Genomic DNA, 12395 nt, shown 5'->3' with positions numbered 1-12395 from the left:
GGATCATTTCTTCACCGGAAATCAGTGCTTGCCTGACGGAAGAATATCCACGGCTTCGATCAACACCGGCAAGCGATCACCCTTGTGGAACGGCTCCACCGGGGTCAACTCAACCTGCATCGCATAAGGCTGTGCGTTGCTGTCGCGACGACCGGACACTGCATGCGCAAGATGCTGACCGGCACCTGCCGCCAGGGAAACAGTCTGACGCTGGCCATCCACGAGCAGATCCAGACGCGCAGGCTTATCGCCAGCCACATAGTGAATCGTGAACTGGTAGTCACCCTCACTCAGAGCCGCATACCAGCGCAGCTTGTAAACCGTCGACGGATCCTCGTAACCGAAACCGTTGTAGTTGAGGAAGTGCTCGGCGTGCTGCGCGCTGAGTCGCACTTGTCCATCGCTCGATGCAGCCACGGCATGCGGCCGTACATGAAGCACGCCATCGACCGGTACCGCAATCACCGGCATGAATGCGCCAGCCAAAGCCAGCAAATGGACGTCCATCGTCGCGCCCGCGCTGTCGATGCTTACCGACACCGACTTGCCGGAAGCGTCACCGAGCAACCGGCCCGACCCAAGATGGGAGTCAACGATGTCCGGCAGATGCAGTACACCATCAGCAGGCAGCTTATCGATGAACAGGTACAGCATGTGCTTGCCCATCGTGGCATAGCCAAAATCGAGCGCATCGAATGGCTGCGCCCTGGTGCCGTAGATCGCCTCGCCGTTGACGCGCAACCACTGGCCCACCCCGTGCAACACGTCGGCCTCGTAAGGCACCACCGAACCATCTCCGCGCGGCCCGATATTGAGAATGTAGTTGCCACCCGCACTCACCACACGCACAAGCCGAGCAATGTTCTCGCGGATCTTTCCCGGCAGGTCATCGCGCTGCTGCCACGAACGATAACCCCATGTTTGCGGAAACATCGACGCCGGCGACTGCCACGGCTCCTCGATCGCAACGTCAGGCTCCGAGTTATCGCCCATCACGGTGAAGTCGCCCTGATAATTCCACACACGACCGGAAACCATCGTTTGTGGTTGCAAGGCATGCACAGCATCAGCGAAGCGCGCGCTCTGCACAGGCGTTGGCTTGCCCATGTCGAACCAGATCTCCGCGATCGGCCCATAGTTGCCCAGCAACTCCTTGATCTGCGCCACGTTGAAATCCGCCTGTGCCAGCGTGATCGGATTGCTGTTGCCCTCGATGTAGTGATTGCCGCCCGGGTGATGCCAGTCGATCGTGGAGTAATACACGCCGAAGGGCATGCCAGCGCGGGCGCAGGCGTCGGCCAGATCCTTCACTACATCACGTTTGTACGGTGTGGCATCCACGGTGTTGTATGGCGTCTGCGCTGTATGGAACATATTGAAGCCGTCGTGGTGCTTGGCGGTCAGCACAATGAATTTCATGCCGGCAGCCTTGGCCAGCGCCACGATCGCGTCGGGATCGAATTTCACCGGATCGAACTGGTTCGCCAACGCCGCGTATTGCTCGGGCGGCACGTTGCCATTAGCAAGAATCTGCTCACTGTAGCCATTGTCCACACGCTTGCCATTCCACATGCCGCCGGACACGGAGTACAGGCCGAAATGGATGAACATGCCGAACTTGCGATCCTTCCATGCCTGCACGGTGGCGGCACTGGGTCGCGCGTGGCCCAGCGGCAATGGCTGGTCGCCCGTGTGCGCTGTCTGGGCAAGCGCAAGGCCGGAAGCTCCCGTAGACAGCAAGGCCATGCAAAGCGCTGATCGAAACAAAACCGTGATATGACGTGACCGCATGCGTTGAAGCCCTTCGTCGAAATGATGGATCGCCATTCAGAACACACGATCGTCTTGCCCAAGTCAATCAGCGGATCACGCTGACAGGATCAACAAGCTCGGGAAACGTCCTCTATTCGCTTGCGTCCACGATGACGAACCGCAGAACCAACATTCCACACTTGCGCGCGAAGCATGCTGACTTTACGTCTGCGCCTCGGCATTGGCAGTGGCGAGTCACACAAACAGTGACCAACGTGATGGCGCAGTCGCACGGCGGCGGCATGGAGCGACCCCTCGTAGAGAAAAGGCTTTCGCTGTGGTTACGGCTGCGACTGCTGATGCAGCGCGGCGATGACCCCGGCGACCAGATCACCGATGCCTGTGCCAGCATGGAGGCTGATGCCGAGACGCGCTATCACCAGATGTTCCGATGGCACGATGACAATGTACTGGCCGAAGGCACCGCGGGCGTAGAACATGTCTTTCGGCGCTTGCGGGATACCCCAGGGCGCATCCCATACCGGCACGCTGCCCTCGTTCACCAGATTGGTCCAGAAGCCCGCGCCATAGCCGGTCTTGAGAGTTTGCGAGTGACTGTAGGACACCCATCCTTCGGGAAGGATACGACGGCCGTTGACCACGCCATCGTCGAGATAGAGCTGTCCGAATCGCGCAAAATCCCGTGCCGATGCGTAGACATGGCTGGAGCCGACCGGCGTGCCGGCGAGATCGGTTTCGAAAACGGCATGGCGCATGCCAAGCGGCGCAAACAGCTGAGCGCGCACGAGACGCTCGGCATCCACCGCACCACCGTCACCGGCCGCATTGACCGCGATGCGCGCAAGCAAGACATAGCCGAGATTGCTGTAGGCCCAGGTGGTACCCGGCGGATGGTCCAGCGGCACCGTCGCCGCGTAGCGGGCCATGTCGTTTTCCAGAAAAAACATGCGCGCCATGGGATTGACTGGGCCATCGGTTTCATCGAATGGCAGGCCGCTATCCATACGCAACAGCTCGTCGATGGTGACGGCGTGATGCGGATCCTGCGGGGAGGCCCACGCAGCAATGGGAGCCGTCTGATCCACGCGCAGCTTGCCCTGCTGCACAAGAATCCCGATCAACGCACTGGTGATCGACTTGGATATCGAATGACCCCAGATGGGGGTGTCGGGTCCATAGCCGGAAGCGTAGCGCTCCGCGATCAGCTTGCCATCGTGCAGTACGACGATAGCCTTGGTCAGGCGCGGCTGCGACGGGTCGGGTTCGGCAAAGGCGTGATCGAGCACCTTGCGAAACGCCGGGTCGGTGGGCTCCACCACGCCAGCTTCAGCGAATGCACTCGCGATGGGCTCGGCCTTGAAACCGGCAGACTCGGGAAGCGTGGCATCTCCGTGAACCAGCACGCATCCGAGACCCTCGCGATAGACCGCACGGGCGCCAAAGGCGCCCAGTACGCTGGCACGCACCTCATGCTTCTCGCGATCCACGCGATAGTGAAGTGCCCACCCGATGCTGCGCATGTTGGGCAGTTGCTCTTCCGCAAACAGGCGATCGGGATCGACGTGCGACAGGAATGCCCCGTCACACAGCGAACGACTCACCGAGCTGGTCGCGATGGAGAGCGATTCGCCAGCGAGAACCTTGATGGAAACCGCCGCGGCAATCGCGATGACAAGCAGCGTTCCAGCGACGATCTTGAACTTGCGAGCAACCATAGTGATCTTTCCGTGTCAGGTCGTTATGCCAATGTCCCCGTGTCCTTGCACCTCGTTACGCGCTTGGGCAATGAGGCGCGGAGACGTGATAGAAGCCGTTACCTTGCCAGGGGCTGACGCGTCGACCTGCGCAGCTCCAGGCGATTATCGTAACGGTAAAGAATCTCCAACCATCCTTGTTTCAGGAAACCCATCGCCGTGGTGGAAGCCGTTCAACTAATATCTCCGGATGGATGTCGATTTCCTTCGATCTCGTTCGTCGTCAGGGAAAGCACCCTTCTCCACTCAAGGTGACCACGATGACTTTGAAATTTTATGCCCATCCGTTTTCCTCCTACTGCCAGAAGGCGTTGGTTGCGCTGTACGAGAACGGCACGCCGTTCGAATGGCGCCTGCTATCGCACGAGAACCCGCAGCTATTCCAGGAATTCGCGGCGCTATGGCCGTTGAAGCGCTTTCCCATACTGGTGGACGGTGACCACACAATCATCGAAGCAAGCATCATCATCGAACACCTCGCTCTGTACCATCCGGGACCAGTATCGCTGCTTCCCGCGAATGCCCGTGCTGCGCTCGAAGTTCGCAGCATGGACCGCTTCTTCGACAACTACATATCGACGCCGCAGCAGAAGATCGTGGCCGACAGCCTGCGGCCAGAAGCAGAGCGCGACGCAAGAGGTGTCGCCGACGCACGCACGATGCTCGATACCGCCTACGGCTGGCTCGACAAGGTCATGGCCGGGCGTGAATGGGCGGCCGGTGAAAGCTTCAGCCTCGCCGATTGCGGCGCTGCTCCGTTCCTGTTCTACGCCGACTGGACGCATCGCATCGACCCATCGTTCGCCAACGTGATTGCCTATCGGCAACGGCTGCTGGCGCGCCCGTCGTTTGCACGAGCTGTCGACGAAGCGCGCCCGTACCGCCCGCTGTTCCCGCTCGGCGCGCCCGATCGCGATTGAACTGTCGGCCCATCGAAGGCCAACGATGACGCACCCCTTCCCTCGTTCCCGCCGCTCACTCTGATCGGCGGCAAGCACCGAAGGGCGCACTCCGACACAGGGATGCGCCCTTTGCGACAGTCAAGGAATCGATGCAACCTTATCGTCTTCTATGGCTGCCGGGCTCGTGCGCAGCATCGCCGCACCGAGCAGTGCGCCCAACGCGGCAAAGCAGGCACCTGCCAGAAAGGCCGCTTGATAGCCGCCGTCCAGTGCGGCGAGCTGTTCGTGGCCACTCGCCAGCAAGCTCTCGCTACGTGAAGCCGCGAGGCTGGCAAGAATGGCCAGACCCAACGCGCCGCCCATCATGAAAGATGTGTTGACCACTCCCGAGGCAAGCCCGGATTCGGCCGGAGACACATCGCTCATGGCCGCCAGCAGCACGGGATTGAGCGCGATACCTGCACCCAGACCAAGCAGCACCATGCCGGGCAGAATATCGATCAGGAAATGGCCATCCACCGGCGCACGTGCGAACAGCAACAAGCCAGCCGCTGCCAGCAGCAGTCCAAACGCCAGCGGACGACGGATACCGAAGCGCATCACCAGCTTCGCCGAAACGCCCAGCGAGAACACAGCCATGATCAGGTTTGCCGGCAGAAAGGCCAACCCCACTTCCATCGGGTTATAGCCAAGCACCAGCTGCATATACAGCGCCGAGAGAAAGAACCAGGCAAACATGGCCGCCGCCCACAGCACACCAACAATATTGGACACCGCAATATTGCGCAGCTTGAACAATCGCAGTGGCAGTAGCGGTCTGCGCACACGCGTTTCGATCAACAGGAACAGCGCCAGCAAAACGATCGCCACAAGCAGTTGCCCGAGCGTGCGATGCGACAGCCACCCCAATTCGTTGCCATTGACGATCGCGTATACGGCAAGCATCAGTGCCGTGGTCACGATCACGGCGCCGAGCACATCCAGGTGTCGTGACGTCACCTCACTCAACCCAGCCGGCAACAAGCGAAGGGAGAGAACGATCACGCCGATACCGATCGGTAGATTGACCAGAAACACCCAATGCCAACTCAGGCTGCTGGTCAGCACACCGCCCAGCATCGCACCGAGACTGCCGCCACCCGCACAGACGAAGCCGTAGATGCCCATCGCCTTGGCGCGATCAGCCGCTTCAGTAAACAGATCCATGATCAGCGACAACGCCACCGCCGTCACCACGGCACCGCCGAGTCCTTGCACACAACGCGCCACAATCAAGGCAGTTTGCGTGCTGGATAGACCGCAGGCCAGCGATGCCAGCGTGAACGCCACAATGCCGATCAGGAACAGGCGCCGATGCCCGTAGAGATCACCCAGTCGACCGCCGAGCAGCAAAAAGCCGCCATAGGTCAACATGTACGCATTCACCACCCAGGCCAGCGACGTCGCGGAGTACTTCAAATCCGTCTTGATCGATGGCAATGCAACATTCACGATCGTCGTATCGAGCACGATCATCAATACGCCCAGGCACAGGACCATCAAGGCCAGCCAGCGCCGGTCATGATGCACCTGTTGGTCTGACGGCATTGCAGCCGGGCTGTCGATCGCTGTTGTACGCATGCATGGATCTCGCAAATGGTGGGTTTTCGAAGCCTGACGTGATTATCTTACCTATGCATCCGGCATCTTCATGCAGTTGACCATCCACGCCTTGCCGTAACGATCCGTCAACATGCCGAATCGATAGGACAGGACGGTTTCCTGGATGGGCATCTGCACCTCGCCATCTTCGGCCAGGGCATAGAAGATGCGTTTGGCTTCGGCAGGCGTATCGACCGGAAGATACACAAAGGCCCTTTTGGATGCGCTGTGGGGGGCCATCGGCACCCGTCAGGATGCTGCTGCTTCAGCTGTCACTCCGGGATCGCGATGCATTACAAGCTGCCGCACTTCGCAAGTGATGTCCCACTCGTCGCCATGGACCTTCAGGAATCGCGTGGCCCAATAGATGGCTTCTTCCATCGACTTCGTCTCCATCATCGCATAGCCGCCGATCACCTCCTTGGTCTCGGTGAAAGGACCGTCGACCATACTGATTTTCCCGTGGGAAAGTCGTACCCGTGTTCCTTCCGACGTCGGCCTGAGCCCCGCCGTGTCGAGCATGACCCCGGCCCGGGTCACTTCTTCCATGAGCTTGCCCATATCGCTCATCAACTGCTCGCTCGGCTGCAGTCCGTTGTTCTCGTTGATCCTGATCAATGAAAGGAATCGCATGGTCTTGCTCCTCTAGTGGCTGATTCGGGCCGGGCGCTGGACGATTGCGCATCCTGTAAACCCTCGCGGCTACCCATGCAACGAACGGGAGATGGCCAGATCGACATGTCCTGAAAACTTATCGCCGCTATTGTCGACGGCATGGCGTCTACCGAGCTGGATTAAGCGGGTCATTTCGCTCCAATTCCGCTAAAAGGCCGCTATCGAAGCGACCTTATTTTCTGCAGAACCGTGCTCTTTCATGTGACGCAAAAAATTCGCCACACAACCTGCGTGGCACATGGCACAGCACCCGCAAGAACGATCAAGCCGGCAACCACGGGGACGGTTACGCTGACACGGTCGAAACTTGCCTGTATGGATTCACTATGGTCGCCGCCGAAAAAGCGCTCTGGTATATCGAAAGTCACTTCAGCGAGGATCCCTCGCTAGGCGAGATCGCGAGTGTGGCAGGGGTGTCGCCATTTCATCTGGCGCGTTTGTTCCAGTCGATGACGGGCTGGTCGGTGGTGCGCTACATGCGTGCGCGGCGGCTGACGGAGGCAGCGCGACTTTTGGCGGCCGGTGCACCGGATATTCTCGATGTGGCTTTGGGCACTGGCTACAGCTCACATGAAGCGTTCACCCGCGCATTCGGCGAACAATTCAACCTGAGTCCGATGGAGTTGCGCGAACGCGGCACGGTGACAGGACTGGCACTGGTGGAACCATTGCGCACGGTCGATGGCCCGTTGATCGCGCTGGATGAGCCGCGCCTGATGAGTGATGGCACACGCTTTATCGCTGGCCTGGGCTGCCGTTACACAACGGATACCACGCAGGGCATTCCAGCGCAGTGGCAGCGGCTTTGGCTGAACCACGCAGCCAACTTGCCGACTATGCGTACGGCGTTCGGTGTGTTCTGCAACAGCGACGACGAGGGCAGCTACGAATACATCGCCGGCTTCGATGTACCCGGTTTCGCCGGGCTCGATCCTGCGCTCAGCACACTGCGTCTGCCGGCGCGCGATTACGTGGTAGCCACCCATCACGGCCATATCTCGGCGATCCGTCGCACCTGGCAGACCTTCGTCGGCCATTGGCTGCCGCGCTCCGGCCTGCAGGTGGCCGATGCGCCTGATTTTGAAAAGTACAGCCCTGATTTCGACAACACCACCGGCATCGGCGATGTCGAGATCTGGTTGCCACTGAACGTCAAATGATCCTGACGACGAGAAACATCATGACGGCACGTTCCTTCTTTTTGATCCTGACCGGTGCACTGTTGTGCGCGAGCGCCACGGTACGCGCCGCTACTGTCGGCGAGATGCACCGCATCGCTCACACACCCTCGGCAGCAATCCGCGATGCCAAGCACAGCGACGCCCTGCGGGTGACGGTGTGGTATCCCGCCATGGCGAACGCGGTCGAGATGCCGCTGACTGTGGGGTCTCCATCGCAGCCGTTGTTCGATGCTGGTACGGCCGCAACCGATGCGCCGTTCGCACCAGGGCGCCATTCGGTGATCCTGCTGTCACATGGCTTCGGCGGCAGCGCGCGCATGGTCGCTTGGCTCGGCACAGCGCTGGCGCGCACCGGCGACATGGTGATCGCGGTGGATCATCCGGGCAATAACGGTCGCGATCCGATGACCATGGCTGGCGGCGTGCTGGTCTGGGATCGCGCGGTAGATCTGCGCGCGGCGCTCATGGCCATGCAGAGCGACCCGGTCATCGGCCAGCATATGGATGTCCATCGGCTGGGCGTAGCCGGCTTTTCGATGGGTGGATTCACCGCGCTGCTGACCGCGGGCGGGCGAGCCGACATCCAGCATTTTCTGCAGTTCTGTCATACGCATCCGACCGATAACACCTGCGCACCGCAGGCCGAGGCACCCGACCAGACCATGGCCACACGCGAACACGCGCTGACCCTGGAACCGATGGCGTCACTGGTCAAACGCGACAGCGATGATTACGCGATACCAGGCATAAAAGCGGTATTCGTGATGGCACCTGGCGGTATCGAGGCGATCGACCCGGCCACCCTGCGCAATATGAAAGTACCCGTCAGCATCCTGCTCGGCGACGTTGACCCCGTGGCGCCGCCGGTCAGCAACGGCAACCTCGCCGCCACCCTGATTCCGCACGCGACCCTGAAGACCCTGCACGATGTCGGTCACTATGATTTTCTGGCCAACTGCACCGACACCGGCAGGCAACAGGTGCCATCTTGCACCCACCTGCGCGTACCGCAACAGACCACCCACGCCATGGCCATCATGCAAGCCGAGGCGTTCTTTGCGAAAAATCTGTGACATGGTGGCCCGGTTGCGAGTAATCCCCGGGCAATGAGGGTTTTGTGACCTTTCTCATGTGTTTCCAGTCAGTTGCACAGGTGAAGCGCTTGATCACATGCTTTGTCATAGAATCGGTGGGCGGTGATTCCAATGACATGCCAGACAGTGTTGTCATCGATCCTTGTCGCCGTGGCGATTCCTATCCGCGCACGCATCGGATGCTGGCCTGATGCCCGCGACACACGCAACATAGTGAGGAGCATACGTTCATGACTCACACCGTTCGAACCTCTTTATATCGTTATATCGCTGTCGCATTTGTTGCCGTGGCGATAACCGTATCGGCCGTACCCGCCCAAGCACAACGCTACGGGCATGGTGGCTATCACGGCCGACCGCAGTACAACAATCGCTACGACAATCGCGGCTATCGCGGTCGTGGCGGCGGCAATGGCGGCCTTATCGCCGGCGCCCTGTTGGGCGTAGTCGCTGGGGCAGTGATTGTGAATTCAGCGCAGCGGCCACCGCCGGATGTGGTGTATTCGTCACCACCGCCACCGCCACCGCCGGGCGTTGTCTATTACGACAACAACTACCCGCCACCACAGAACGGCTACTAATCAGCGCGACGCGCCCATCTCGGGCCGCTGTCGATCACGCCACGTGAATCGGAGCATCAACTATGAAACAAGCCATTCGTAACGTCGCCGTGCCTGCCCTGTTGTCGCTCGCCATCTTCACCGCATCCGCTTTTGCGCAACAGGCACCGGCATCGGCAAGCAGCTCGTCCATGTCAAGTTCCTCATCGATGACGAAAAGCCATGCGCAAAAGCGTGCCGACGTCGTTGAACAGCGCATCACCGATCTGCATGCAAAGTTGAATATCACCGATCAGCAGTCCAAGCAGTGGGACGCTTTCACGCAAACGATGCGTGACAACGCGAACAAGACCGATGGGGCCTTCCGCGATCGTGCGCAAAAGCTTTCATCGATGGACGCCGACGACGCCATGAAATCGTATGCCGCCCTGGCACAGCAACATGCAGAAAACATGCAGAAGCTGTCCTCGGCATTCAGCGATTTGTACGCTGTACTGTCGCCGGAACAAAAGCAGGTAGCCGATGCCATGTACCGCAATGAACAGGCCAAGAAGAAGGCCGCTCACGGACCGCACAAGCACAGCAAGTCCGGCGCACCGGCGAGTGCGTCTTCTGCAGGTTAAACCATCGTCGTAGCTACGTTGATCATAAGGCCGCTCTCGAAGCGGCCTTATTTTTGGAAGTGTGTTTCCGATTCATTGTTTGAGCGAGGGCACTGCTGGCTATCGCTTTCCTTGGCTTATCGCCGGGATGATGTGTTCAGGGATGTAGTTCGAAATGAATTTCCACCATGTCTTGCCGTTGTTGTAATTACTGCTGGCGAAACCGACAACAAGATCGAGATCCGGGATGACTGCCACGATCTGACCACCGTTCCCGGTGGCCACATACTCCCGATAGCGTTTTCCCTCGACGTTTGTCATCAATAGATGCCAGCCATAACCATAACCATGCACGTCCGTCGGTGCCGGATGTTCCGAGCCACGAAGCGGCGCTTCGCTACCGGTATCAAATACCGAATGCTCTTGGGTAGCTTCGTACACCCACTCCGGGCTGATCAGTTGCCGATCTCGCCATCTACCCTTCGAAAGGTACAGCTGGCCAATTTTCAGTAGATCGCGCGGACGTAGATATTGACCTCCCCCGCCATAACCTTGGTCTGTCGGCGTCAAATCCCAGTGGTATGTCAGAAAATCGAGCGGCTTTGCGAGGTATTCATCAAATAGCGCCGGTAGCCAGATGCCCGTTGCCCTGGATGCGGACGCACCGGCAAGATGGATATCCACCGAGCAGTAGACCGCACGGCGTCCGCCAGGAGTACTGATCATCGGAAGGCCAACGATATACCGCGTCCAGTCCGGCTGGGTTTTCTGAGCCGTGACAACATCTTCATTGCCTGGAGCCTTAGGGTTCTCGTCATCGCAGTTGTAACCGGATGTCATTGTGATGAGATTCTCGATCGTCATCATTTTTTTGCGAGGATCCGGATTCCGATCAGGGTCGTCGTTTGAAAAAATGTCATAGACCTTCGTGTTCGTTGTGAACGAGGGATCTATTCTTTGAGCAATACCTACCAATGTCGCGGTCAATGTCTTACCAGCTGAGCGAATGTCGTGCGTGTCTTCGCGGTTGTAACCGTAAAAATACTCATCCAGAACAAGCTTTCCATGCCGCGCCACGAGAACAGCTTGTATCGCTGGTGATGACGCACTGGTTGCGCGTTGGGCTGCGAGCGATCTCACGAAGGTTTCAAGAAGCGCGGCATCCAATCCAACGCTTGATGCGCTGCCTACCGTCCAGCCATCGCCATCGTCTATGGGCTGTCGGTAGCGATACAACGCCTCTGTGCGCGTTGGATAAAGATTCGATACTTGGCTCGCCGACGTGCGCACAAAGCGAAATAGGGTCCCGTAATCCGGGACTGCCATCGTAATGGCGTGATGAACTTCGTCCAGGCTGCCGGTGAGACGATAGCCCGAATCTCCCGCATCACTGAGTTCGACGCGTGCGCCTGATAAATCGACCTTGAAACGGCGCCCGATACCTATATTCCTCTGGTAATCACGAATGAAGGCCATGGACGAACCATCGGCCCCTTTATCGACCACGAGATACAAAGTGGTTCGTGGAATCAACGGCCTGACAATGCCGATCCATCGTCGGTGCCCGATTTGTCTGAAACGCACTGGCGTCGCCATTGCATAGCTCGCCAGACTGCTGGCCGGTTGAATCCAGAATCCGTTCAGTTTGTCGTCGACAAGAGCGCCGCGAAAACGCCCCGTACTCGAACCAAAGTCGAAGGTGATCGTGCTGCCTTCGATCTTCGCGATAGTTTGATGGCCATCAAGCTTCGCCTGGCCGGAAGCGTGACTTAGATCTACCGTGAGTTCGCCCTTCGCCACCTGACCGAGTGGTGCGGACGCCTCCCATATGCCCGTCAGTTCGTTTCCAGACGGTAGTTCTGCAGCCTGCACGTGGGGTAGCGCAAAGGCCAAACAGCAGCATGTAAGAGCTCGCCTGAGTGATGCAGTCACGTATTTCATGATGACCATCTCATTCGGTTGCCTTGCTGCTATAGAGACACCTTAGGATGCACTTGGCACATCCAAGGTTTAATAGCTTGTCCGTCGCGGCTTCGTGCGATGCCTCACCTGGACATGAACATCACGTCGATGCCCTCGATCCAGTACCGGAAACAGATTCGTCAGCAGGCGGCGCGTTCCCAGCCGGTATCCGCAGCGGCAGATGTCGCGCAAGCCGGTTTCAACGTTGGCAACGACGACCTTCCCAGTTCAGTCGCGACTATCGTCGGCTG

11 protein-coding genes are annotated in these 12395 nt (G+C 59.0%); 5 read left to right on the top strand and 6 right to left on the bottom strand.

Annotated elements, in window-relative coordinates; translation table 11 throughout:
- Positions 1–21 precede the first annotated feature (21 nt).
- Together HDE80_RS14145 and HDE80_RS14140 are read right to left on the bottom strand one after the other, a co-directional pair.
- Complete coding sequence (locus HDE80_RS14145; protein ID WP_184671903.1) at positions 22–1746, bottom strand: alpha-L-fucosidase; 1725 nt, start codon at positions 1744–1746, stop codon at positions 22–24.
- Positions 1747–2093: 347 nt separating this feature from the next.
- Positions 2094–3488 (bottom strand): serine hydrolase, encoded by a 1395-nt coding sequence (locus tag HDE80_RS14140; RefSeq protein WP_184671901.1) that lies wholly within the window; start codon positions 3486–3488, stop codon positions 2094–2096.
- Positions 3489–3787: 299 nt separating this feature from the next.
- On the opposite strand from HDE80_RS14140, the gene HDE80_RS14135 reads away from it, so the two are divergent.
- Entirely contained in the window at positions 3788–4447 is a 660-nt protein-coding gene (locus HDE80_RS14135; RefSeq protein WP_184671899.1) for a glutathione S-transferase family protein, read from the top strand.
- Between the two features lie 120 nt (positions 4448–4567).
- Here the strand turns inward: HDE80_RS14135 and HDE80_RS14130 are convergent, their stop codons facing one another.
- The 3 genes from HDE80_RS14130 to HDE80_RS14120 are packed head-to-tail and all read right to left on the bottom strand — an operon-like array spanning position 4568 to position 6703.
- Positions 4568–6049, bottom strand: coding sequence for a DHA2 family efflux MFS transporter permease subunit (locus HDE80_RS14130; protein WP_255483760.1), 1482 nt, complete (start codon positions 6047–6049; stop codon positions 4568–4570).
- 51 nt (positions 6050–6100) lie between these two features.
- A complete protein-coding gene (locus HDE80_RS14125) occupies positions 6101–6310 on the bottom strand; it encodes a hypothetical protein (protein WP_184671897.1) in 210 nt (69 codons plus the stop codon).
- Positions 6311–6319: 9 nt separating this feature from the next.
- Complete coding sequence (locus HDE80_RS14120) at positions 6320–6703, bottom strand: YciI family protein (protein WP_184671895.1); 384 nt, start codon at positions 6701–6703, stop codon at positions 6320–6322.
- A 368-nt stretch (positions 6704–7071) separates the two neighbouring features.
- Here HDE80_RS14120 and HDE80_RS14115 point away from each other — a divergent pair, with 368 nt between their 5' ends.
- The 4 genes from HDE80_RS14115 to HDE80_RS14100 all read left to right on the top strand — a co-directional run bounded on the left by HDE80_RS14115 (position 7072) and on the right by HDE80_RS14100 (position 10203).
- Positions 7072–7905 (top strand): AraC family transcriptional regulator, encoded by an 834-nt coding sequence (locus tag HDE80_RS14115; protein ID WP_184671894.1) that lies wholly within the window; start codon positions 7072–7074, stop codon positions 7903–7905.
- Positions 7906–7925: 20 nt separating this feature from the next.
- Positions 7926–8999 (top strand): hypothetical protein, encoded by a 1074-nt coding sequence (locus HDE80_RS14110; RefSeq protein ID WP_184671892.1) that lies wholly within the window; start codon positions 7926–7928, stop codon positions 8997–8999.
- Positions 9000–9250: 251 nt separating this feature from the next.
- Complete coding sequence (locus tag HDE80_RS14105) at positions 9251–9601, top strand: hypothetical protein (protein WP_184671890.1); 351 nt, start codon at positions 9251–9253, stop codon at positions 9599–9601.
- 62 nt (positions 9602–9663) lie between these two features.
- Positions 9664–10203: a Spy/CpxP family protein refolding chaperone gene (locus tag HDE80_RS14100; RefSeq protein ID WP_184671888.1), complete on the top strand. Its 540-nt coding sequence runs from the start codon at positions 9664–9666 to the stop codon at positions 10201–10203.
- 99 nt (positions 10204–10302) lie between these two features.
- On the opposite strand, the gene HDE80_RS14095 is transcribed toward HDE80_RS14100, so the two are convergent.
- Positions 10303–12123: a serine hydrolase gene (locus HDE80_RS14095; RefSeq protein ID WP_184671886.1), complete on the bottom strand. Its 1821-nt coding sequence runs from the start codon at positions 12121–12123 to the stop codon at positions 10303–10305.
- Positions 12124–12395: the final 272 nt, after the last annotated feature.

This window comes from Rhodanobacter sp. A1T4, from assembly GCF_014207185.1.
Classification (GTDB): domain Bacteria; phylum Pseudomonadota; class Gammaproteobacteria; order Xanthomonadales; family Rhodanobacteraceae; genus Rhodanobacter.
This window is presented reverse-complemented; position numbering and strand designations above follow the sequence as displayed.